17 protein-coding genes and 1 pseudogene are annotated in these 22,434 nt (G+C 63.6%); 8 read left to right on the top strand and 10 right to left on the bottom strand.

What is annotated here, in order from left to right:
• From AC1DYS_RS29935 to AC1DYS_RS29900, 8 genes and pseudogenes are all read right to left on the bottom strand, one after another.
• Positions 1 to 1,058, bottom strand: a 1,058-nt coding sequence (locus tag AC1DYS_RS29935; protein ID WP_477905366.1) for a tyrosine-type recombinase/integrase, incomplete at its 3' end; no start/stop codon positions are given.
• A 10-nt stretch (positions 1,059 to 1,068) separates the two neighbouring features.
• Complete coding sequence (locus AC1DYS_RS29930; protein WP_477905365.1) at positions 1,069 to 1,581, bottom strand: coiled-coil domain-containing protein; 513 nt, start codon at positions 1,579 to 1,581, stop codon at positions 1,069 to 1,071.
• A gap of 33 nt (positions 1,582 to 1,614) precedes the next feature.
• On the bottom strand, positions 1,615 to 3,600 hold the full coding sequence (locus AC1DYS_RS29925; RefSeq protein ID WP_477905363.1) for a hypothetical protein: 1,986 nt from the start codon (positions 3,598 to 3,600) through the stop codon (positions 1,615 to 1,617).
• Positions 3,601 to 3,774: 174 nt separating this feature from the next.
• On the bottom strand, positions 3,775 to 6,393 hold the full coding sequence (locus AC1DYS_RS29920) for a hypothetical protein (RefSeq protein ID WP_477905361.1): 2,619 nt from the start codon (positions 6,391 to 6,393) through the stop codon (positions 3,775 to 3,777).
• A 222-nt stretch (positions 6,394 to 6,615) separates the two neighbouring features.
• Positions 6,616 to 7,512, bottom strand: a complete 897-nt coding sequence (gene thyA / locus AC1DYS_RS29915; RefSeq protein WP_477905359.1) for a thymidylate synthase — start codon at positions 7,510 to 7,512, stop codon at positions 6,616 to 6,618.
• Positions 7,513 to 7,775: 263 nt separating this feature from the next.
• Positions 7,776 to 8,318: pseudogene (locus tag AC1DYS_RS29910) on the bottom strand (thymidylate synthase); the annotation flags it as partial.
• Positions 8,319 to 8,403: 85 nt separating this feature from the next.
• Entirely contained in the window at positions 8,404 to 9,066 is a 663-nt protein-coding gene (locus tag AC1DYS_RS29905; protein WP_477905355.1) for a YiaD family glycine zipper/OmpA-like lipoprotein, read from the bottom strand.
• A gap of 134 nt (positions 9,067 to 9,200) precedes the next feature.
• Positions 9,201 to 11,027, bottom strand: coding sequence for an ABC transporter transmembrane domain-containing protein (locus AC1DYS_RS29900; protein WP_477905354.1), 1,827 nt, complete (start codon positions 11,025 to 11,027; stop codon positions 9,201 to 9,203).
• A gap of 128 nt (positions 11,028 to 11,155) precedes the next feature.
• On the opposite strand from AC1DYS_RS29900, the gene AC1DYS_RS29895 reads away from it, so the two are divergent.
• The 4 genes from AC1DYS_RS29895 to AC1DYS_RS29880 all read left to right on the top strand — a co-directional run bounded on the left by AC1DYS_RS29895 (position 11,156) and on the right by AC1DYS_RS29880 (position 16,256).
• The gene (locus AC1DYS_RS29895) at positions 11,156 to 11,662 is read left to right on the top strand and encodes a MarR family winged helix-turn-helix transcriptional regulator (protein ID WP_477905351.1); all 507 of its coding nucleotides are present in this window, start codon (positions 11,156 to 11,158) and stop codon (positions 11,660 to 11,662) included.
• 77 nt (positions 11,663 to 11,739) lie between these two features.
• Positions 11,740 to 13,221, top strand: a complete 1,482-nt coding sequence (locus AC1DYS_RS29890; protein ID WP_477905349.1) for an efflux transporter outer membrane subunit — start codon at positions 11,740 to 11,742, stop codon at positions 13,219 to 13,221.
• A 52-nt stretch (positions 13,222 to 13,273) separates the two neighbouring features.
• Positions 13,274 to 14,605 (top strand): EmrA/EmrK family multidrug efflux transporter periplasmic adaptor subunit, encoded by a 1,332-nt coding sequence (locus tag AC1DYS_RS29885; RefSeq protein ID WP_477905347.1) that lies wholly within the window; start codon positions 13,274 to 13,276, stop codon positions 14,603 to 14,605.
• A 25-nt stretch (positions 14,606 to 14,630) separates the two neighbouring features.
• Positions 14,631 to 16,256 (top strand): DHA2 family efflux MFS transporter permease subunit, encoded by a 1,626-nt coding sequence (locus tag AC1DYS_RS29880; RefSeq protein WP_477905345.1) that lies wholly within the window; start codon positions 14,631 to 14,633, stop codon positions 16,254 to 16,256.
• 69 nt (positions 16,257 to 16,325) lie between these two features.
• Here the strand turns inward: AC1DYS_RS29880 and AC1DYS_RS29875 are convergent, their stop codons facing one another.
• Positions 16,326 to 17,147 carry a GGDEF domain-containing protein gene (locus AC1DYS_RS29875; protein WP_477905343.1) on the bottom strand — a complete coding sequence of 274 codons (822 nt, stop codon included), beginning with the start codon at positions 17,145 to 17,147 and terminating at the stop codon, positions 16,326 to 16,328.
• A 125-nt stretch (positions 17,148 to 17,272) separates the two neighbouring features.
• Positions 17,273 to 18,343, bottom strand: a complete 1,071-nt coding sequence (locus tag AC1DYS_RS29870) for a lipocalin-like domain-containing protein (protein WP_477905342.1) — start codon at positions 18,341 to 18,343, stop codon at positions 17,273 to 17,275.
• Positions 18,344 to 18,398: 55 nt separating this feature from the next.
• Here AC1DYS_RS29870 and AC1DYS_RS29865 point away from each other — a divergent pair, with 55 nt between their 5' ends.
• The 4 genes from AC1DYS_RS29865 to AC1DYS_RS29850 all read left to right on the top strand — a co-directional run bounded on the left by AC1DYS_RS29865 (position 18,399) and on the right by AC1DYS_RS29850 (position 22,430).
• Positions 18,399 to 21,227, top strand: coding sequence for a DEAD/DEAH box helicase (locus tag AC1DYS_RS29865; protein WP_477905340.1), 2,829 nt, complete (start codon positions 18,399 to 18,401; stop codon positions 21,225 to 21,227).
• A 140-nt stretch (positions 21,228 to 21,367) separates the two neighbouring features.
• Entirely contained in the window at positions 21,368 to 21,661 is a 294-nt protein-coding gene (locus tag AC1DYS_RS29860) for a hypothetical protein (protein ID WP_477905338.1), read from the top strand.
• A gap of 81 nt (positions 21,662 to 21,742) precedes the next feature.
• Positions 21,743 to 22,021, top strand: a complete 279-nt coding sequence (locus AC1DYS_RS29855; protein ID WP_477905336.1) for an antitoxin — start codon at positions 21,743 to 21,745, stop codon at positions 22,019 to 22,021.
• Between the two features lies 1 nt (position 22,022).
• Positions 22,023 to 22,430 carry a type II toxin-antitoxin system VapC family toxin gene (locus tag AC1DYS_RS29850; protein ID WP_477905334.1) on the top strand — a complete coding sequence of 136 codons (408 nt, stop codon included), beginning with the start codon at positions 22,023 to 22,025 and terminating at the stop codon, positions 22,428 to 22,430.
• The last annotated feature ends 4 nt before the right edge of the window (positions 22,431 to 22,434 follow it).

Genomic DNA, 22,434 nt, shown 5'->3' with positions numbered 1-22,434 from the left:
AAATCAACCTCCCTGCGATAGCGAGGGTCTAGCGAGTTGATGAGCGCTATGTCGGCCTCGTATTCCTCGTCGAAAAGGTTTGTCAAAAAGGTCGCGCGTACCCGATGGCCATGCCCTTCGACTCCCGCTTCGTCGAACAATGCCCGGAGGAGGTTGGATATGGCACGAGGGTTCATTGGCAGTCCTGTCTTTGTGGACAGGAAGATTTGCGTCGGTGGACCCTTTCGCCCGTAGATGTGGGCAAAGCGTTTGACAATAGCTTGGCGTGCTCCGTCGATGTACTCACGAGTTCGCTCCAAGAGGTTTGGAAGTGCGGCTACCCAACGTGGTCTTCCACCCTTGGAAACTGTGAGAACCACCTCTTGGTATTCCGTGCGAATCGTCAATAGAGCGATGTCCTTAAACGACGGAATCTGGGAAAGCGGCAACTCATTCCATTCGGTGCGCCGCAGCCCAACTTCGAAGTACCAAGCAAGAAGGAGGAGGTTGCGTTCTCGCGCCTCCTCATCAGGCTGACGCGCCACAACCGCGGCCAGCTTCGCGACGTCGTCAGTTGTCGGAGTGACTTGGCGTTCCGGTTCTTCGCCGAACGCTTCCAGCGCAGACACGATGCCGGCATGCGCGCGACCCCTCTTGGAGTTGTCAGGACGACTTGAAAGTCGAAAGACGAAGCCCGCCGGGTAAGTTGCAGTGGGCAGTTTGACAATGTCATCTTGGCCGTGGCTTGCAAGCCAGACTGCGAATCTGAATACCGTGTCGAGTCTTTGCGAAACGACGCCACGAAGCACGCCTCGCTCGGCTTGCTCTTCCATCCATTCAAGCAAGGTTCTGTCCGAGAAGTCCGTCAACGGCACTCGTTTCCGCTCAAGGAAGGTGAGAAACAAAACGACGTCTTCGCCATAAGTGATGTGCGACCCGTTGCTACGTCGCTTTGTCAAGGCAAGCTCGCGGAAGTAGTCGCATGCTGGCTGAATGTGGCGACGATATCTGTCCTTGAAGACCGGAATCAGAACCTCGCGGCGGCCCCACCACAGCGACGCTTGAACCATGGTTGCCATTGCTTCCTCGCTAGGCAGTAGAAGAGGGCGGCTTTCCGGCACGAGGCGGTGCGAATGGCAGCACATTTGTCTTGGTTGGCTCGTGCTTTCTTTTGACGCGCTGCTTCATGATTGCGAGCTCCTTCAATACCTCATCAAGCCTTGCCTGAGCCCTTATCAATTCTGTTTCGGTAATCCTGTGGCCGTGCTTGCTCTGCTTCAACTCCAGCTTCGTTGACGACAGTTCCGAAACAGCTGCCTTTGGTCGCACTCGCGCTTTCTCTAGCTCCTTGAGCGCGTCGTCTGCGCGTTTTCGCAGCGCCGTGTGCTCGGGTAGCGTCGAGTAAAACGTTGATGGAGAAAAATTCGCAACCCCCAGCTCCGGCTCCGCCCATCGAATGAACGGCCTTCTCAGGGTGCTTGATAGGCCGGAAGACGGGAAAGGCTTCCCGACCATTCCCTCAAGGACAAGCACCTTTCGCTCGAACTTCGCGAGTGCAATCGCCTTCCGACCCACTGAGATGTGCCTCTCGCTCAACGGCATAGCCTGTTCCTGCGCGATAGAAAATGAGCCTTGCTAGTTCAGCCAACCAGCGCTCGCACTTCTAACAGCGAGACTCGCGTCGGTTGAAGTAGCCAATCTCTGATGGAGTTGGCGGGTTCCAGCTAGGAATTCAGCTGGCGAGTCTTGATTTGCCGATGTCGCCACCAGCGATATGTCTTCCGGACCAAACGCGTTGAAGCCGAACTCTGCCGCAGTAAGGGTTACGCCGGCTAAGTCGACCATTCGCTCAAGACGTTGCAGGTACTTTCGTGCCGGCAGCACATTCATCCGAAGCATCAGTCGGTCACGAGTCCTGACAGCCATCTCGCGCAGTCGACCGGCGTGCTCGGTGCGAACGGCACCGCGTCCGGCTGCAGCTTTCGCCAAAATCAGTGCTGTTCGCTCTCGACGAACCATACGAATAATCCGGCCTACCTCTTCCTCGGTGACGTACCGCATCGTGTGGGAGAGGTCAAAGTGTTTGAGATGCGCGCTGAGTGCACCGAACTCGCCCACCTCATAAATCCAGATGTAGACAATGGCGAAGAATCGACGAGTCTGATGTGGTTTGAAGTGCCACGGCGAGCCATCTTCCAGCGGAGGAATGTCCAAGTACAGAGCGAACTTGTTCATGTAGTAGGCATAGGGAAAGGATGGATGCCCGCTGTCAGTAGTCCACTGGCACTTGGCCGTTCCCGTTTGGTTCAGTTGCAGAAGAAACGGAGTGCCTGTTATGCCTCTTGCAGCGGCACTCAGGCGCTCGAGTACTTCAACGGCTCGGGCGACAACGGCAGGGACCGGGATGCTTGCATCGCGCCTGAGCGACTTGTGGATGAACGTGGTCAGCCAGTACTCGCCGGATGCATCCCGGCGACTACAGCCCGCCTTCACTGAAACAATCTCGAATGAACGTCGTGCTGAGAACGTCGCCATCGTCATCGCGCACGCGGTAGCCAGGAAGCGTAGCGCGTCGTCCAAGTACAGACAGTTGGGCGATGAGGTCGATTCACCTGTATCGCTATCGGGCGGAGCCTCGGCTTGAAGCATGGGAGCGCCGGGCCCCGAAAGCCGAACCTTGGCCAGAGCCTCTGGCAGGTGATTCGGGTTTTCGTTTCCAAGATGCTGCAGAGCAAGCAACGGTTCAGAGTACTCAAGCACCCAGCGCATGCAGCGTTCAATGAACGTCATTGCCTGCAGTGGCGGAACTGTCAGAGTTCTTCCACTGAGGGCACCAAGGTGTTTCGCCACTTCGCCCGCGCTGCTACCTGGGAACGGATTGAAGTCAAGGCCGTCATCGAGCAGCGTCCGATATTGATACAGATACTCGAATGACATGAGGGAGCGGCGAAGATGCTCGGTGGTCACCGGTTGCCGTTCCTCGTCAGCGTCTTCAGTCTTGATGTCCGTTTGAAGGCCTACCTYAGCGGCAAAGCGGCGGAGGACATGCCTGACGCTGGAGTATCTTCCGTGTCCCTTGAGGCCTGCCTGCTCGAGGAGTCGAGCGTGGTCGAGGGTAAGAGTTCTCTTTAGCTTAAGAGGAAGTCGCGCTTGAATGGCTTTGATGTACGCGCTAGCAACACCGACAGAACCATCTTCCGCGTTGTTCTCATTGATTGCTAATTCGGCGTCGGGGTTACGCTGACTTTCGCGAGGGCGACGCTCCGAAGTGGAACGGAGCGCGCCCGTTGGGGCGGGAGCTGCCACTGCGCAAGCTTCACACCGGAGCTGCTCGAGGTATTGCTCCAGTTGCTCATCGACTTCAAGGAGTGCCCCCTTCCCATGGACTGCGGTGCCCTTGAACACATCCAAATCAAGCGGCGTAAGTTCATCGAAGCGCGCAATGCCGTTTCTGACCATCCAGAAGGCTAGCGTGAGTAGGTTCTTCGCAGCCTCGGCCAATGCAACCGCGCTCTCGAAGCTGGGCATCGGCCCAGTCCGCAGCCAGAAGGTCAACCATTGGACCTCCTCCAGGAGATGAAGGTTTGCCGACGACAGCGTTCGCCCGTCGAAGAGGGACACGTCGAAATTGATGGTTGTCGGTTCTTGGGAGCCGATTCCAGCAACCTGCCACGTGTAACTGGTGAGGGAGTCACTCAGTAGCCAATCTGGACGCTCAGTCGGCCAGCTGCGCTTCTGTCGCGACTCAGGGGTGGGACGCCAGTAAGAGGCCCGGGGAAGCGTGAGTGCCATTGCTTACGCGGCAAAGGTTGGCGACGACCTACGAGCTTCCTGGACACGGAGGAAGTCCGGTGCAGTCTCACCTGTCGAGAGCTTCGAGAGAGCCACCTCGCTGAATACCAGCCACGGCATCCACTTCGACTCCCAGGCCTCCCTGACAGGCTCTGCAACATGGCTATGCTCGTAAGTCAGTCGTTCGTGGATTTCAATGAGCTCCGAAATGATTTCATCGGTGGCCACCACATAGCGGGTTGTCATTGCGAACGTTCCGGCCCGACGCTCATCGAGCACCGCGTCCGAGTCTTGGGGAGCCAACGACAGCTCGCCCAGGCCCAGGGCTCGGGCCTCCCGGAGTCGCTGCTCGAAGACAACTGGGTCAACTTGCAGCTTGGAGGCCGCACGTTCGATGCTGGATGCCGCGATGGCCTCGTAGTGATTTGTGAACTTTCGCATGAGCAGGCTGTACCCTGTGTTCACAGGAAGTCGACCGCTGTAGTGGACCAGCGTGGTCACCGCGCTCGAATGGTCACCTTGTGCTTGGGCTTGAGCCAGGTTCTTGCTGAGATGTGCATCAAGGAGTTTGGAAGGTCGAACCATCGAAGGCACTATTGGGAGCCCATGGAACACCGGATTTCCGGCGGCGAGCTGCCTGAACCACTCTCGGGCGTTGTACTCAGTCAGCAGCTTCACTCTGCTTTGCGGCACCGTGAGGAGAAGGAAGTCCTGGGTGCTTATCGGGGCGAGTTGGCGGTGCCTTGAGAACATCTCTTGGTGCGCTCGTATGGCCTGCACTGTCGAGATGCGTTCTCCTCGAGTGGGTGCCTCGTCCAGCACGATGGAAATTTGTTTCCCCTTGTTCCGCACACGCGCGCGCTCCTTAATGCCCAGCGTGAGAATGACCTTGCCGGTGCCTTTGGGCTTAAGGCAGTTCCAGGGTGTCTCTCGACATACCTCCGTGTTAGCGGCTGAATCGACGAGGAGCATCACCCAGAGCGCTGTCGTGGCGAATGAATGGGCGTGGAGGTAGGCTTGAAAGATGATGCGCCCTCCAACCTTTCGCTGGAGGTGGTGCCATCGGCCAAGGCGACCTGTCGCGATGCCGCCAACATCTGCCCATGCATAGTTCATTAGGTTCCCGAGGCTTCGCTCTGGAGTTCCCTCAAAGAGCGCCCGGCTGCTCTTCCGCACTTCGGAGGCGAGCCGGCGCTCGCTATCCATTCTCGATAGGATGGCTTCGCCACTGAGCACTCCAGGAGCGCGCATCGCCAGCTGCCCGGTCTGCCAATGTTCATGCCATTTGATGAACTCAGCTTCAGCGCACGCGCGAAGGGCCAACAGTCGTTCTCGGTTCAGCTTTTCAATGGCCTTGGTGATTTCTGAAATGGTCATGTTCGCGACAGCCTCCGCAGGCAAGCTATCGCAAAGGGCTCGGATGTAGCCCTCTACATCTTCCCCATCTTCCAGGTCAAGAAGCTGCCGACGCATGTCATCTGCGAGCGCGACGACTGCCTCTTCTCTCTTGCGGCTGACCTGTGCAAGGTTCTTGCGAGGCGTCTGGTTGAGTTGAGACTTGGCGCCTTTGACTCCCTTAAGAGTCACCGCTGGGAGAATTCCCTTTGAGGACAGTTTCCCCAGTGCTCGCGTGAGACGTCGAATGTGGTTATGAGGAGTGCCGGGATTTAGGCCCTGCTTTTCGCTTTCCCGAACGACATGTTCACGCCAGAGACCGAGCTCAAGGCTCCAATCCCGCTCCGAAATCAATCGGAAATTTTCGCCTGCGAGTTGCGCGTAGAACTCGGGGTTGGCTTTCGCACGCTTCCTAATGCGAATGAACCCGAGAAAGTGTTGGAAAGTCTGCTTCGCCTGATTCGAAACCTCCTCGCCGCTGGACCGGCTGAACTCGTACCGGTCGTTCGCGACCTCAGTCATGAAGTGTTCGCCAAGCTCCTTGAACTTTGCATAGTCGTGCGCCACTCCATGGGCCACAAAATTCAGGTTGCTCGGAGGTACATTTCTCGGTGAAGGAGGCTTTGCCGTGAGACTGTCTGGCTGCTTGGCCTTACCGAACCGCGCTCGCTCGTTGCTGGCGCCGGTATCAAGTGACAGTCGTCTATTCACAAGCCCCGCCTGTGCGAGATACGAAAGCACGACATTGGCTCGGACCGTGCGCTTCAGTTTGGAAGCCTCGCTAATGTCATCAGCAGCCTCGATTTCGGCGAGGTACTCGCGCTCGATTGAAGTAGCGCAGTCTTCGCTTAGGCAAAGCTTGTTGTCCTGCAGTGCTTTCTCTGGAGAGAGAACCGCCAAAACGGCAAGGACATCCTCAAGTCCGTCAACGTTCATCCACCAAGTCTTTTCATTCATCTCCGCGCGTTTCGCTCGGACGAATTCGACTGCGGTGGTGACGAACTCGCGACCGAAGTGCGAAACAAAGGTCGAGAAGTCTCTGCCGGCCTTTTGCTTTGAAAGGACCAGCGGCCCATCAGCACCATTGGGAATAGTTACGGTCGCTCGGATGCCAGGCTTCGGCTTGCGGCGCCTTCCTTGAATCAACGCATCAACAGGCGCGAGATGAATCCTCGGCGAATGCGTTTCAGCTGTCGGCCGTTTGGCTTCAGATTTGAATGTTCCCAATCTCAGAGCTCCGACCCTTCCAAACAATTGGATGGGGCGCGGCAACTCTACATACGATGCAGCGCCTGACCAAACTTGTCGGTGGGCAGTCCGCAATAGCGTTGGAAACTCAAAGAATAGTGGAGCGGGTGTAATTCACGTCCATGCAAAGGCGGGCTCGGGGTGCTGGCACTATTGCATCAGGACACTGAAACTTAGACGTGCGGCTTTGTTGCCGGAAAATCAGACTGCGACGTCTGCCTTGATTGGCGGATGCGGGTCGTATCCGTCGACCTCGAAGTCTTCAATTCGATAGTCGTCGATGCTGTTGCGCGCTGCGACGAGGCGCATCCTTGGAAGAGGGCGCGGACTGCGCGTTAGTTGTTCCCGTGCCTGGCTGGTGTGGTTCTTGTACAGATGAACATCTCCGCCCATCCAGACAAACTCTCCCAGAGTGAGGCCAGCTTGCTGCGCCAACATGAGTTGGAGAGCAACTGCGCCAGTCCAATTGAAAGGTACGCCGAGCAGAATATCTGCGCTTCGTTGATAGAGGATGCAGCTCAGGCGACCTTCGCTCGAGACGTGGTACTGATATAGGAGGTGGCAGGGTGGGAGTGCCATTCCACCAATCTCAGGCACGTTCCATCCGTGAAAGAGAATTCTGCGGCTCGAGGGGTTGCTCTTGAGGGTTTGGATGACGCCTTCAATCTGGTCATAGACCTTGCCATCCGCTCCGAGCCAGCGACGCCACTGCTTGCCGTACACCGGACCAAGCTCGCCCCACTGCGCAGCGAATGCCGTGTCTTCAAGGATTCGAGTCTCAAAGTCTGTCTGCGAGATATCAGTTCCGGTCTCCGCACGATACTTCTGCAGCGGCCAGTCCGTCCAAATGCGTACGTTGTCTTGCAGGAGTTCGCGGATGTTGGTGCCGCCGGTGAGGAACCAGAGCATTTCCTTCACGGACGTCTTCCAGAAGACCTTCTTGGTCGTCAGGATTGGCACCTGTCCCGATGACAAGTCGAATCGAGCCATCTCACCAAAGAGCGACAACGTGCCAACTCCAGTGCGGTCGACTCTTGGGTCGCCGGACTCAAGCACACGGGTGAGCATTTCGAGGTATTGGGTTTCAGGGTGACGCATGAGTGAATCTTCTGGAGTGGCCGGCTCAGACTAGAGCATAGCCGTGGGTGAGTTTCCAGGTCCGGCTGTCGCACGGGGATTAGCGACATGTAGCGCACGGATTTATCTCGAGTCGCAATGTGACGAGGAGCGCCCGGACTGGTTGCAGGGAAGCTCAGTCGGGTCCGGTCGTCACGGCGTCTTTATGCAGACAGTCTGCATAAACACTGCCCGACCATTCACCTCGATAAAGGCTATTCAGACACTTAGTGAATGTGACCAACGAAAGCCACACCGAGGAAGATGTCTGCACTGCGCTGATACAGCTGGCAGCTCAGCTTGCCATCGGCCACATAGAACTGGAAGAAGGCATGGCAAGGCATCAGCGCCATCTTCGACAGCTCGGCCACATTCCACGCGCTCACGATGATGCGGCGCGAGTCGGGGTTGGTCTTGAGCGTCTTCACCACTTCGGCGATCTGGTCGATGTGCCCGCCATCGGGCGTGGGCCAAGAACGCCATTGCACGCCGTAGACGGGGCCGAGGTCACCGTTGGGCGCTGCCCATTCGTCCCAGATCGTCACGCCGCGTTCCTGCAGCCAGGTGGCATTGCTGTCGCCGCGCAGGAACCACAGCAGCTCCAGGATCACCGCCTTGGTGAAGACCTTCTTGGTGGTGACCAGCGGGAAGCCTTCGTTTAGATCGAAGCGCATTTGGTGGCCGAACACGCTCTTCGTGCCGGTGCCCGTGCGGTCTGCCTTGAACACGCCGTGCTCGTGCACGTGGCGCATGAAATCTTCGTACTGCGAGCGGATGGGGCGGGTCATGCGGGCTCCGGAAAATCGGCTGGCAGATTATCTCAGGCAGAAAAAAGGGCGCACTGTGTGCGCCCTTGATGGGAGAGGTGAACGATCAGGACTGGCTCGGCTCGCGGATGAACATTTCGACGCGGCGGTTCTTGGCGCGACCGGACTCGGTGTTGTTATCGGCGACCGGCTCGCGCTCACCGCGGCCGGCGGTGTCGATGCGGCTTGCGGCCACGCCGTGTCCAGCCAGGTAGTCGCGCACGCTCTGGGCGCGCTGCAGCGAGAGCGGGTTGTTGATGGCGTCGGACCCGGTGCTGTCGGTGTGGCCGACGATGCTCAGGTGGGCATTCGGGTCGCCGCGCAGGCTGTTGGCGAACGGGTCGAGCACGGCGCGCAGCTCGGGCTTGATATTGGCGCTGTTCACGTCGAACGAGATGTCGTTCGGCACGTTGAGCTTGAGCTGGTTGTCGGCGGTACGCGTCACTTCGACGCCGGTGCCCTTGGTGGCCTGCTCCATGGCTTGCTTGCGTTCTTCCTGGCGTTTGGACCAGATGTTGCCCACAACGGCACCGATCGCACCGCCCACGACGGCGCCGGTGCCGCCACGGCCGCCGGTGGCCGCGTCGATCGCAGCGCCACCAACGGCGCCGATGCCCGCGCCCGCTGCGGTGCCCTTCTGTGTGGGGCTCATGGTGTCGCAGCCGGCGAGCAGCATGGAGCCGGCCGCGAGGGCTGCGATGGTCGAACGAATGGCAATTTTTCTGTTCATGATGTTTCCTTCAAAACGGGAGAGGTCCGCCCGGACGATCACTTTGTTCGGGCGGCATGAGAGCGTCTGTCAGACACTCACAACGCGCGATGTCGGCCGTGGACTACAGCTGACACAACTTTTTTCTTGCTTCTTTATTGCTCGAATTGCAGTGCGGCGAGCCTTGCATAGAGGCCGCCGGCTGCAGCAAGTTCCGCGTGCGTGCCGGTCTCGACGATGCGGCCATGCTCCATCACGACGATACGGTCGGCTCGCTGCACCGTGGCCAGGCGGTGCGCGATGACAAGTGTCGTGCGGCCTTTCATCGCCGACTCGAGCGCGGCCTGCACCATGCGTTCGCTTTCGGCATCCAGTGCGCTGGTGGCTTCATCGAGCAGCAAGAGCGGCGGGTTCTTCAGCATCGCGCGCGCGATGCTGATGCGTTGCCGTTGCCCGCCCGACAGGCGCACGCCGCGTTCGCCGAGAAAGGTGTTGTAGCCCTCGGGCAGCTCGCGCAAGAAGTCGTCTGCGAACGCAGCGCGCGCTGCGGCCTTCACTTCGTCGTCGGAAGCCGTCGGCTTGCCGTAGCGAATGTTCTCCAGCGCGTTGGCCGAGAAGATCACGCTGTCTTGCGGCACGATGCCGATGCGCTGGCGCAGGTCATGCAGCGAGGTGTCGCGCACCGACACGCCGTCGATGGTGACCGTGCCTTCGCCTGCGTCATAGAAGCGCAGCAGCAACTGGAACACGGTGCTCTTGCCGGCGCCGCTCGGTCCCACGAGCGCCACGGTTTCGCCAGGCTGCACATGCAGGCTCACCTGCTGCAGGGAAGGGTGCTGCGGGCGCGACGGGTAGCGAAAGGTCACGTCGCGCAGCTCGATCGACGAGCCGGCGCGCGTGTCGGGCAATGCGAGCGGCCGCGCAGGCGACTCGATCGGCGAGCGCGCCGCCAGCAGTTCCATCAAGCGCTCGGTGGCGCCGGCCGCGCGCAGCAGGTCGCCATAGACCTCCGACAGCACCGCCACGCTGCTCACCAGAATAATCACGAACACCACCGTCTGCCCGAGGTGGCCAGCGGTGATGTCGCCACGCACCACGGCTTGCGTTCCCTGGTACAGGCCCCACAGCAGCGCGCCGAAGGTGGCGGTAATGATGAAGGCGACCAGCAGTGAGCGCATGCGGGTGCGGTTGATGGCCGTGGTGAATGCCTGCTCGGTGGATTGGTCGAAGCGCGCGGCTTCACGCTGTTCCTGCGTGTAGCTTTGCACCACCGGAATGGCGTTGAGCACTTCGGCTGCAATCGCGGCTGAGTCGGCCACGCGGTCCTGGCTCGCGCGGCTGAGCTTGCGCACGCGGCGCCCGAAGTAGAGCGAAGGCAGCACGACGATGATGAGGATGCCCAGCACCTGCGACATCACGTAGGGGTTCGTGATCACGAGCATCGCCATCGCGCCGAGCCCCATCACCGTGTTGCGCAGCCCCATCGACAGGCTCGAGCCGACGACGGTCTGCACCAGTGTCGTGTCGGTCGTCAGGCGCGACAGCACCTCGCCGGTCTGTGTGGTCTCGAAGAACTCGGGGCTTTGCTTCACCACGTGGGCGTAGACGGCGTTGCGCAGGTCGGCGGTGACGCGCTCGCCGAGCCAGGTGACGGCATAGAAGCGCGCGGCCGAAAAGACACCCAGCGCGGCGCCCACGGCAAACAGCGCAAAGAAGTGTTCGCGCAGCGCCATCACCCGCGCACCTGGGTCGCTGGAGACGAGGCCCTGGTCGATCAGCGACTTGAGCGCGATCGGAAACACCAGCGTGGCGGCCGCCGCCATCACCAGGAACACGACCGCCAAGGCCATGTGAACCCGGTAAGGCCGCAAGAAGGGCCACAGACCGCTGAGCGAGCGAACGTTGCGGGCGGGCGCCGGCGTTGCCGGGCGTGAAGCCGCGTTGCCGGCCTCAGAAGTGTTCAGGGAGGTCGATGAAGGCATGCCGGAGTCTAGCGGGCGGGTGGCTTGCTAAAAGCGCAAGACAGAGTTCACGAATGAGAGCCTTGACATTAATTGCCTAGGCACATAAAGTTGGTGTGCACTGCAACAAACCGATGGTTGCCACCCTCATGTCCCGTCCTCCCCCACCTGCCGATTTTTACCGTCCGAACGAATATGCGTCCGACGACAGCGTGGGGTATCTGCTGCGCCGCGTGCTGAACAGCGTGAAGCAGGAGATCGATAGGAAGCTGGAGCCGCATGGGTTGACCAATGCCCAATGGGAGCCTCTTTTCAAGCTGAAAAAGACGCACGCTTCGACTGTCGCAGAGCTGGCCCGCGAAATGCAGATCGACCCTGGCGCAACCACCCGTCTCCTCGACAGACTGGAGGCCAAGGGCCTGTGCAAGCGCATCCGCTCCACCGAAGACCGGCGTGTGGTGAACCTCGAACTCACGCCCGACGGAGAAGCGGCTGCCGACAAGGTGCCGGCGGCCTTGGCCGAGGTCATGAATGCGCACTTGGCCGGGTTCTCCAAGACCGAATGGCAAGCGCTCACGGGTTACCTGCGGCGCATGCTGGCCAACGCCGAAACCATGCGTGACGCGCAGCCGAACAAAGAAGACCCGACGAAATAAAGGCCTTCAAAAGTGAGCCACATTGACTGCCTAAGCAAATAAAGCCCGAACAAGTTTCTACAAGAAAGACCAAGAACATGTCTCAAGCAACCCACTCTTTCACGTGCAAGCACGTTCAGGCGTTGCCCACGGTCACTGCGCTCGTCGTCGCACTGGCTTCGACCCTGGTGCTCACCCTGGCCGGCTGTGCCAGCACCGCCGGCATCAATGCGCCGCAAGCCAAGGTGGTGGCGCCTGCCACCCTGGGCGTGAGCGACTCGAGCGCCACCGCCCCCGTCGGTGCCGACTGGTGGCAAGGTTTCGGCGACGGCGGCATGTCCGACCTGATCTCCCACGCGCTCGAGGGCAGCCCGAATCTCAAGGTCGCCCAGGCGCGCCTTGCGCGTGCGCAGGCCAATGCCGACACCGTGCGCTCGGTCGACGGCCCGCAAGTCAACGGCTCTTTCGAGGCGACGCGCCAGCTCTTCTCGGGCAACAGCATCTACCCGCCACCGCTGGGCGGCGAGATCTATGAGACCGGCACGCTGCAGGTTGGCGCGTCGTGGGAATTCGACTTCTTCGGCCGCAACCGCCGCGCGCTCGACGCCGCCATCGGCGCGCAGCGTGCCGCCGAGGCCGACGCACAGGCCGCCCGCGTGATGCTGGCCAGCAACGTGGCGCGCAGCTATGTGCAGCTCGCACGCCTGATCGACCAGCGCGACGTGGCCAAGCGTTCGCTGGCACAGCGCGATGAAATCCTCGCGTTGATCCGCCAGCGAGTGGACGCCGGCCTCGACACCAAGGTCGAGCTGCGCCAAGGCGAGGGGGCACTGCCCGAGACACGCGCCCAGCTTGAGGCACTGGAAGAGCAGATCACGCTCGCCCGCCATTCGCTTGCGGCACTGACGGGCCAGGGGCCACAGGCGCTCGACCAGCTGACGCCGCAGCTGCAAGCCGTGCAGGCCGTACCCTTGCCGGCCAACGTGCCGGCCGACCTGCTGGGCCGACGTGCCGACATCAGCGCCGCGCGCTGGCGTGTTGAGGCTGCTAGCAACGACGTGGCCAGTGCCAAGGCCCAGTTTTATCCCAACGTCAGCTTGACGGCGTTTGCCGGCTTGTCGAGCCTCGGCCTCGACCGCCTCTTCAAGAGCGGCAGCGAGCAATGGGGCGTGGGCCCGGCGATCCACTTGCCGATCTTCGACTCAGGCCGCATCCGCGCGAACCTGCGCGGCAAGTCGGCCGACTTCGACGTGGCGGTGGAAACCTACAACGCCGCCGTGATCGACGCGGTGCGCGACGTGGCCGACCAGATCAGCTCGCTGCAATCGATCGCGCGCCAACAGACCGAGCAGGTGCAAGCGCAAGCCGCGGCCGAGTCAGCCTACGACTTCGCGGTGCAACGCTACAAGGCCGGCCTCGGCACGTACCTCACAGTGCTCAATGCCGAAGCCAGCGTGCTGGCCCAGCGCCGCTCGGCGACGGACCTGAAGGCCCGTGCGCTCGACACGCAGGTCGCACTGATCCGTTCTCTCGGCGGCGGCTACGTGGCCGAGAGCACGCGCACCGCTGCCGCCCAGTGATCCGCTGATTTCACACAGACAACAGACACACCGCTTTCCGGAGAAAAAATTCATGGACGCCCCTCAAACCACACCCGCCGGCAACCCGAATCGCAAGAAGGCGCTCAGCGCCGTGGCCGGCCTCGTCGTCGTGGCCGGCATCGCCTACGCCGCCTACTACGCGCTGGTGCTGAACCACTACGAGTCGACCGACAACGCCTACGTGCAAGGCAACGTGGTGCAGCTCACGCCGCAGATCAGCGGCACCGTGCTGGCGATCAAGGCCGACGACACCGATTTCGTCAAGGCCGGCCAGCTGCTGGTCAAGCTCGACCCGGCCGATGCACAAGTGGCACTCGACCAGGCTGAAGCCCAGCTCGCGCAGACCGTGCGTGAAGTGCGCACCTTGTACGCCAACAACTCCACGCTGAAGGCGCAGATTGCGCTGCGCGAGGCCGACCTGGCCCGCGCGCAGAGCGAGGCGGCCCGCGCACAAGACGACGTGTCGCGCCGCAGCCCGCTGCTGGCCTCTGGCGCGGTCGGCAAGGAAGAGTTCAACCATGCGAGCTCGCAGCTGTCGGCCGCGAAGAGCGCCGTCGTGGCGGCGCAGTCGGCGGTCGAGGCGGCTCGCGAACAGCTGCTGTCGAACCAGACGCTGACCGACAACACCTCGGTCGAACAGCACCCCAACGTGCTGCGTGCGGCAGCGCGTGTGCGTGAGGCGGCGCTGGCCGTCAAGCGTGCCGATTTGCTGGCGCCTGTCGACGGCTACGTCGCCAAGCGCAGCGTGCAGCTCGGCCAGCGTGTGCAGGCTGGCTCGCCGCTGATGTCGGTGATCACGCTGAACCAGGTCTGGGTCGATGCCAACTTCAAGGAAAGCCAGCTGCGCAACCTGCGCATCGGGCAGCCGGTGAGCCTCACCGCCGACATGTACGGCAAGAAGGTCGAGTACCACGGCAAGGTTGAGGGGCTGGGTGCGGGCACGGGCTCGGCGTTCGCGCTGCTGCCGGCGCAGAACGCCACCGGCAACTGGATCAAGGTCGTGCAGCGCCTCGCAGTGCGCGTGGCGCTCGACCCGAAGGAAGTGGCCGAACACCCGCTGCGCGTCGGTTTGTCGATGGACGCTCAGGTCGATGTGAGCGACACCAGCGGCAAGGCCCTCGCCGATGCACCGCGCGCGAGCAGCACGGTGGTGGGTGAAGTGGTCGACCCAAGCGCAAATGCCGCCGACGAGCAGGTGCGCAAGATCATCGCCGCCAACCTCGGCCGCCCCGTTCGCGGCACGCCGGCCAAGGCGCAGACGCAAACCGCATCGCAGCCCGACGTGGGCGGGCAGGCGTCGAGCGGCTCGACCCTGGCGTCTTCGGGCAGCCCCCGCACGCCTGCGCTGACCGCGCTGAAGTAAACACAGATCACCGAGAGGCCGAGCCATGTCGTCCACCACCGCGGCGCTGCCCGGCTCGCCTTCGGGCGAGAGCGCACCCGCCGCTCCGCCGCCGCCCGCGCCGCCGATGCGCGCGCCGGCCTATCCGCCGCTGACGGGCAGTCAACTGGTGCTCGGCACCGTGGCGTTGTCGCTCGCGACCTTCATGAACGTGCTCGACAGTTCCATTGCGAACGTGTCGATCCCCGCCATTGCCGGCGACATGGGCGTGAGCCCGGCGCAAGGCACCTGGGTCATCACCTCGTTCGGCGTGGCCAATGCGATCTCGGTGCCGCTGACCGGCTGGCTGACGCAGCGGTTCGGCCAGGTGCGGCTGTTCACCGCCAGCATCGTGCTGTTCGTCATCGCGTCGTGGCTGTGCGGCCTCGCGCCCAACATCGAATCCCTGATCGCCTTCCGCGTGCTGCAGGGCCTGGTGGCCGGACCGATGATCCCGCTGTCGCAAACCCTGCTGCTGGCCAGCTACCCTGCGGCGAAAGCCGGGGTGGCCATGGCGATGTGGGCGATGACGGTGCTCGTGGCGCCGGTGGTCGGGCCGCTGCTCGGCGGCTGGATCACCGACAACATCTCGTGGCCGTGGATCTTCTACATCAACATCCCGATTGGCTTGCTGGCGGCGCTCGTCACTTGGTCGATTTATCACAAGCGTGACCCGGGGCCCCGCCGCGTGCCGCTCGATTTCGTGGGCCTGGGGCTGCTGGTGCTGTGGGTTGGATCGCTGCAGATCATGGTCGACAAGGGCAAGGAGCTCGACTGGTTCAATTCCGGCCAGATCATCACGCTGGCGGTGTTGGCGGTGGTCGGGTTCCTGTTCTTCCTGGCCTGGGAGCTCACCGAGAAGAACCCCATCGTCGACCTGCGCCTGTTCGCCCGGCGCAACTTCTGGCTCGGCACGGTGTCGCTGTCGGTCGCGTACGGCGTGTTCTTCGGCAACGTGGTGCTGATGCCGTTGTGGCTGCAGCAGTACATGGGCTACACCAGCACCTGGGCCGGCATTGCGCTGGCACCGGTGGGTGTGCTGGCGATCGTGCTGTCGCCCTGGGTGGGCAAGAACGTCGGCAAGATCGATCCGCGCAAGCTGTCGACGGTGGCGTTCATCGGTTTCGGCATCGTGCTGTACATGCGCTCGCGCTTCAACGTGCAGGCCGACTTCTCGACGATCCTGATCCCGACGATCCTGCAAGGCGCGGCGATGGCGTTCTTCTTCATCCCGCTGCAGGCCATCGTGTTCTCAGGCCTGGCGCCGCAGCAGATGCCGGCAGCCGCGGGCCTGAGCAACTTCGTGCGGATCACGGCGGGCGCCATCGGCACCTCGATCTTCACCACCGCGTGGGAGAACCGCGCGGTGATGCACCACGCGCAGCTGACCGAGTCGTTGACGAGTACCAACAACGCCGCCACCTTGACGTTGAGCCAGCTCGGCGCGGCGGGCTACAGCAACGAGCAGGCACTGGCCACCGTCAATCGGCTCCTCGACCAGCAGGCCTACACGATGGCGGCGACCGACATCTTCTGGCTCTCGTCGATCATCTTCATCGCACTGATCGGGCTGGTGTGGTTCGCCAAGCCCAAGATGAATGCGGGTGGGGCCGACGTGGGCGGCGCGCACTGACTAGCACCGCGTAGAAGCTGAAAGTGAGCGAGCCGGCGAAGTGCCGGCTCGTTTGTTTTCAGGCTGCGTTCAGGCCGCGGCCGGGTGGGCCGTGGGGTCGAAGCGGTTGCTGAACCCTTCGACGAATTGGCGGGTCTGGCCCGGGCCGCTGCGGCGGGCCGAGGCCAGCGCGTCTTCGGCGTAGGCCATCACCTCGTCCAGCGTGGCGCCGTTGGCCGGCCACACGGCCGAGCCGACGCAACCGCAGATGCGCAGGTTGCTCAGGGTGCGCCACGAGAACGGGCGCTTCAGGTCGACCAGCACGCGGTTGGCCAGGGTGCGGGCAAATGCCGCCGCCTCTTGGCCGGGGCAGGCCACCAGCAGTGCGAACTCCGCGCCGTGCAGCCGCATCACGATGTCTCTTTCACGCGCCAGGTGGCGCAGACGCTTGGCCACCTGCTGCAGCACTTGGTCGGCCGCATGGGCGCCATAGCGTTGGGTGACGGCGTCCAGCCCATCCACGCCGATGCGCAGGATGCAGGCTTCGGTGCCGCCGGCGCGCAGCGCAGCGACCAGGCCTTCGGCGTTGTCGTTCAGGTATTCGCGGCTGGCGAGGCCGGTGAGGGCGTCTTGGTGCGTCTTCAGTGCCAGCGGCGGCAGCGTGATGGCTTCGCCGGTGGTGTTCTCATGGCCGGGGAAATTTAGCGGTTCGGTGACGTCAGAACGGCGGCGCGCGGTGACCTGGGGTTCCAGTTCGCGCAGATGCAGTGGGCGCGGGCGGCTCAGCACGGCGGTTCCCGTGGGGCGGCCGTCGAGCCGGGCGATGGCACTGGTCAGACCGGCCCAGGCGCTCGCCAACATCCGCGTGGCGGTGTGCAAGGGCTTTTCGCGATCGGGGGACGCAGTGTTCATGGCGTGGGGCACGGGTGGAGTTGTCTCGTGCGCGTGGTCGATTTTGAGCGAATCCTTGGTCGGCCTGCGCGTGAAAAAGCGCCGTTTCCCTAGCGTTTTTCGTGCCATGCCTTTGATGCACTAGATCACAAGATGAGCGGATTCGCGTAACCGGTCATTTCAAGGTAACCGCGTCCAACGCGTTGTCCGCGCGCGTCGAGCAGGTCACTCAGGCCTTCCCAGTAGAAGGCGCCGGTGCTGCCGCGACTGTCGAGCTCCTGTGCGTCGAACAGGGCGCGGATGCGGTGTTCGCCGGCAGGCGTTTGCACCGTCCACTCCACCGGGTAACTGGCGCGCGAGCCGGGGCTCAGCCAGCGCCGCCCGGGGGTGAAGCGCACTTCGCCGGGCGCGAAGCTGCGCACCGCGCCGCCCGAGCGCAGGCTGCCTCCTGCGTAGACCGCGGAGCCATCGGCTCGGCGCAGGCGGAAGGCGGTGAGGGCGCTTCCGTCGTCGAGGTTCATGCCGATCCAGTCCCAGCCCACGGCCTGCGGGTCGAGCAGGCTTTCGCTCCATTCGTGGTCGAGCCAGGCGCGGCCTTGCACCGACACGGCGCGGCCGTCGAGCGTGAGCGTGCCGGTGGCGGCGAGTTGCGGCTGGCTGTAATAGTGGCTGGCCTGCTCGGGGCGCGGGCCCTTGCGCGAGAAGCCGGCCTCGCCTTGCAAGAGCGGCGGCTGGGTGCCGGCCAACGTCAGTTCTAGGCGGAAACCGGCGTTGTCGCTGGTGACTTGCGTGCGGTAGCGGCTGGCGTCAACCGGGCCTTCGCGCTGTAACGACCAGTCACGCAAGATCACATGCGTATCACTTTCGGCAGCCTCTGCGATGCCAAAGCCCGCCCGCGCTAGGCGCTGGTCGTGGCGTTGCTTGCCGGCCTGCACGTCACTCAATGCCGCGTGGGCGAACACGAGCTGTCGGGCGGCGAAGCGGCTGGCGTGGTCGGCCCCCACGTCGGTTCGAGAACGGAAAAAGGTGACCTGGAAGCCGAACAGGCGCTCCCCCGCCTGCAGGGCTCCTGTGAGGTACCACCACTCTGTGCGGGCGGCCGGGTGGGCGCCGAAGTCCGCCGGGAAAGCCAGCGGGCGCGGGGCGATCAGCGCGGCTCGCGCCTGCAGGCCAGGTGCGAGTACGGCCAGAGTCCCCAAGAGGTGTCGGCGTTTCATCTGGGCAAGCATCGCATGGCAGACGACAATGCAGGGTTGCCTTTCCCTTCACCCGATGACCGACTTTTCCCTGCCCGAAGACTTTGACCTGGGCGAGCACTTCGACCACCGCACGCTCACCTCGGCCATGGGGCTCAAGCCGCAGCAGGCCGTGCTGTCCATGCAGATCGACGGCCCGCGGCTCAACACGCGCACGCAAGGGTCCGGCCCCACCGCCTACCAGCAGAGCATCCACTGGGTGAACGATCGCCGGCTCGGGCCGCGGCTGGAAGGCCGCTGTTCCTGCCCGGTCGGTACCAATTGCAAGCATGTGGCCGCGGCACTGATGGCGTGGGAAGCGCAGCAGATCCGCATCAAGCGCGGCCTGCCCGAAGTGCCGGGCGTGGCCACGCCGACGGCCCGCTCGTCCGAGCCGCCCCCGCCGGCCATGATCGAACTCGGCGCGCTGGCCCTGGTGCCGGTGCTGCGCCTGACCACCTGCGTCGACGTGGCTTCCGAAGCCATGCTGCACCACCGCTACGGCTCGGCGAATTCGCGCAGCACCACGCTGCGCCAGGGCGCGGCGCAGCTGATCTTTCGCTACCAGCCGCCCACGGGCCGGGCGTTCGACTTCCACTTTCCCGCCGGCAATGCGACCACGGCCCTGGGTGAAGTGAACGACCCGGAGCGGCCCGGCCGCATCGTGATGGGTCATTTCCAGCGGCAGGCGCAGGCCGAGGCGGCGGCCTTGCGCACGCTGTTCGGCGAGCTGGAGCTGCGGCCCTGGAGCCTGTCGGCCGGCGTGGCGATGGACCGGCTGACCCGGCTCTCGAGCGCTCGCCTGCAGTCGTCGGTGTTGCCGGTCGGTGTCGAAGGCAACCCCATGATGCTGGTGCCGCAGCGGCGCGAGCGCTGGCCCGAGCTGCTGGCGCATCACATTCCCGACTTGCAAAGCCGGGGCTGGGCCGTCGAGGTGGTCGACGACTTTCCCTTCGAGCTGCACACGCCCGACGACTGGTCGGTCGACATCGGCGAAGAGCCCGGCGGCAACTGGTTCAGCGTGGGCCTGCAGGTCAAGGTCGACGGCCAGCCGGTGAACCTGGTGCCGCTGCTCGTGAGCCTGGTGCAGAGCGGCTGGCTGAAGCTGGACGCCGCAATGAGCCAGGACGACAACGGCGACGTGCTCGTGCCCTGGGCCGGCGATGTGCCCGCCGCGCCGGGCACTGCCCCGCGGCAACGCCTGCTGCGCCTGCCGGTGAAGCGGGTGGCGCCTTTGATGGACTGGCTGCGCTCGGTCTTCCGTGTGGGCGACAAGGCCGGGGCACTGCGCCTGTCGCGCTTCGACCTGGGCACGCTCGAGGCCTTGTCGGCCGACGTGCAGGTCAAGGCGCCGCCCAGCTTCACCGAGCTGATGACGCAGGTGCGCCTGCTGGGCAGCGGGAAGAGCCTGCCCGAGGTGGCGGTCTCGCCGAAGGTGCAGGCCACCTTGCGCCACTACCAGCTCGACGGCCTGGCGTGGATGGACTTTCTTCGCCGCGCGCGGCTCGGCGGCATCCTTGCCGACGACATGGGCCTGGGCAAGACGCTGCAGGCGCTGACCTTGCTGCAGGGCGAGCTCGACGCCGGCCGGCTCGACCGGCCCAGCCTCGTGATCGTGCCGACCAGCCTCATCGGAAACTGGGAGGCCGAGGCGCGGCGCTTCACGCCCGAGCTGAAGCTGGTGGTGCTGCACGGGCCTCAGCGCGCCAAGCACTTCAAGCACATCGCCGGCTCGCACCTGGTGGTCACCAGTTACCCGCTCGCCATGCGAGACGTGCCGACCCTGGGTGCGCAGGAGTGGCATTACCTGATGCTCGACGAAGCCCAGCGCATCAAGAATGCCCGCAGCCAGGCCGCGATGTCGGTGAAGGGCCTGAACGCCCGGCACCGCCTGTGCCTGAGCGGCACGCCGCTCGAGAACCATCTGGGCGAGCTGTGGAGCCTGATGGACTTCGTCTGCCCCGGCCTGCTGGGCAGCGAGCCGCAGTTCCGCGAGCACTACCGCACGCCCATCGAGCGGCGGCAAGACACGGCGCAGGCCGCCAACCTCGCGCGCCGCGTGCGCCCGTTCGTGCTGCGTCGCACCAAGCAGCAGGTGGCGCAAGAACTGCCCGAGAAGACCGAGACACACCTGCGCGTCGAACTCAGCGGCACCCAGCGCGACCTGTACGAGACCGTGCGCGCCACCATGGACACCAAGCTGCGAGACGTGATCGCGCAGCAAGGCCTGGCGCGCAGCCAGATCATGGTGCTCGACGCCTTGCTCAGGTTGCGCCAGGTCTGCTGCGACCCGCGGCTGTTGAAGATCGGCGACCCGAACGAGCCCGCCGCTGCCAGGCCGCACCACCCGTCGGCCAAGATGGAGCTGCTGCTCGACCTGCTGCCCACGCTGATCGAAGACGGCCGCCGCGTGCTGCTCTTCTCCCAGTTCACCGAGATGCTGGCGCTGATCGAGATCGAACTCGCGCGGCTCAAGCTGCCGCACCTCAAGCTCACTGGCGAGAGCAAGGACCGCGGCGAGCTGGTGGCGCGCTTCCAGCAAGGCGAGGTGCCGCTCTTCCTCATCAGTCTGAAGGCCGGCGGCGTGGGCCTGAACCTCACCGCGGCCGACACCGTGATCCTCTACGACCCATGGTGGAACCCGGCCGTCGAGCAGCAGGCCATCGACCGGGCCTACCGCATCGGGCAGGACAAGCCGGTGTTCGTCTACAAGCTGCTGGCCAGCGGCACGGTCGAAGACAAGATGCTCGAGCTGCAGGCGCGCAAGGCCGGTTTGGCCGATTCCCTGCTGTCCGGCGTGGCCGGCGATGCAGGGCTGACCTCGCAGGACTTCGAAGAGCTGTTCAAGCCGCTGGGCGCCGAGTAGCGAGTGACATGGAACGGCGCGCCGCATGCCGACGCGCCGATGCGGTGTTCTCCTACAAGCTTCATGGGGCCGCGTGCCGATCATCGCCTGGGCGTTCTCCGCATTGCGCGTCGAGACGCACGGCCCAGGAGAGGAGCGCCATGATCGATCTACCCAAGTTCCAGAGCCAGGTGAAAACGGTGGGCCGCATGCTCGCCGACGTTGGCTACGACGCCGAAGACTTCGAGATCAAGTCCGACAACGCCTCGCCGCTGGCGCAGCTCTTTCGCCTGGCGGGCGGGCTGCTCGTGGTGCGCCGTCGTTCCACCGGCGAAGAGCGCTTCTATGCCACCGACACCAATTCGGCTTGGGCCGACACGCTGATGAACGACCTCGCACATGGTGTGCTGGCCGAGCCGAAGAAGACCTTGGACGACGGCTTCCAGCGCAGCTGAACACAGGCGGCGCGTTGCCGCTTGCCATGGGTTCGTGTGACTGGCTCAGCGCCTGAGCCAGTGAGGTCTTAGGCTGCACTCATGCAGTCAGAGAACACATCTTTTAAGGTCGCCAAGCTCTTCGCCCATGGCGGTGGCCAGGCCGTGCGCCTGCCGGCCGAGTTTCGCTTCGAAGGCGACGCCGTCTACATCCGCCGCGACGCGCGCAACGGCAACGTGATCCTGTCCAGCCGGCCCGAGTTGTCGTGGATGGAGTTCATGTCGCTGCGGCATCAGTTGGGCGCGGTGCCGGCCGACTTCCTCGCCGACCGCGTGCAAGACACGCAGCGCCGAGACGCGCTCGAGTCATGGGTGGAGTGACATGACGCTCTACCTGCTCGACACCAACACGGCGGTGGCCGCGATGCGCGGCACGGCCGGGCTCGACAGCCGCTTGCAGCAACTGCAACCTGACGAATGGTGCATCTCGGCCATCACCAATGCCGAGATGCGTTTCGGCGTGGCGACGCGGCCGGACGCTGTTCAGCTTGAGCGCTATGTCGGCGCGTTCCTTGCGGTGGTCCACACCGAGCCGTGGGATGCCGCCTGCGCCGAGTTCCACGCCCTGGTGCGCGCGCAGCTGCGCGCGAAGGCGCAGGCTCTGGGTGACTTTGACGAGATGATCGCCGCGCACGCGCTGGCGCTCGGCGCGGTGCTGGTCACCGACAACCTGCGCCACTTCAAGCGAGTGGAAGGCCTGCGGCTGGAGAACTGGATTCGCGCGTCGTAAAGCC

The organism is Rhizobacter sp. P2_G4 (genome assembly GCF_056403575.1).
Note: the sequence above shows the minus strand (reverse complement) of the source record. Positions and strands in the feature narration are given on the sequence as shown.

What these genes read in the sequence shown, in the direction of transcription:
- AC1DYS_RS29930 (WP_477905365.1), bottom strand. Translation starts at nt 1,581, where the DNA reads ATGCCGTTGAGCGAGAGGCACATCTCAGTGGGTCGGAAGGCGATTGCA.
- thyA (WP_477905359.1), bottom strand. Translation starts at nt 7,512, where the DNA reads ATGCGTCACCCTGAAACCCAATACCTCGAAATGCTCACCCGTGTGCTT.
- AC1DYS_RS29905 (WP_477905355.1), bottom strand. Translation starts at nt 9,066, where the DNA reads ATGAACAGAAAAATTGCCATTCGTTCGACCATCGCAGCCCTCGCGGCC.
- AC1DYS_RS29900 (WP_477905354.1), bottom strand. Translation starts at nt 11,027, where the DNA reads ATGCCTTCATCGACCTCCCTGAACACTTCTGAGGCCGGCAACGCGGCT.
- AC1DYS_RS29895 (WP_477905351.1), top strand. Translation starts at nt 11,156, where the DNA reads ATGTCCCGTCCTCCCCCACCTGCCGATTTTTACCGTCCGAACGAATAT.
- AC1DYS_RS29890 (WP_477905349.1), top strand. Translation starts at nt 11,740, where the DNA reads ATGTCTCAAGCAACCCACTCTTTCACGTGCAAGCACGTTCAGGCGTTG.
- AC1DYS_RS29885 (WP_477905347.1), top strand. Translation starts at nt 13,274, where the DNA reads ATGGACGCCCCTCAAACCACACCCGCCGGCAACCCGAATCGCAAGAAG.
- AC1DYS_RS29880 (WP_477905345.1), top strand. Translation starts at nt 14,631, where the DNA reads ATGTCGTCCACCACCGCGGCGCTGCCCGGCTCGCCTTCGGGCGAGAGC.
- AC1DYS_RS29875 (WP_477905343.1), bottom strand. Translation starts at nt 17,147, where the DNA reads ATGAACACTGCGTCCCCCGATCGCGAAAAGCCCTTGCACACCGCCACG.
- AC1DYS_RS29870 (WP_477905342.1), bottom strand. Translation starts at nt 18,343, where the DNA reads ATGAAACGCCGACACCTCTTGGGGACTCTGGCCGTACTCGCACCTGGC.
- AC1DYS_RS29865 (WP_477905340.1), top strand. Translation starts at nt 18,399, where the DNA reads ATGACCGACTTTTCCCTGCCCGAAGACTTTGACCTGGGCGAGCACTTC.
- AC1DYS_RS29860 (WP_477905338.1), top strand. Translation starts at nt 21,368, where the DNA reads ATGATCGATCTACCCAAGTTCCAGAGCCAGGTGAAAACGGTGGGCCGC.
- AC1DYS_RS29855 (WP_477905336.1), top strand. Translation starts at nt 21,743, where the DNA reads ATGCAGTCAGAGAACACATCTTTTAAGGTCGCCAAGCTCTTCGCCCAT.
- AC1DYS_RS29850 (WP_477905334.1), top strand. Translation starts at nt 22,023, where the DNA reads ATGACGCTCTACCTGCTCGACACCAACACGGCGGTGGCCGCGATGCGC.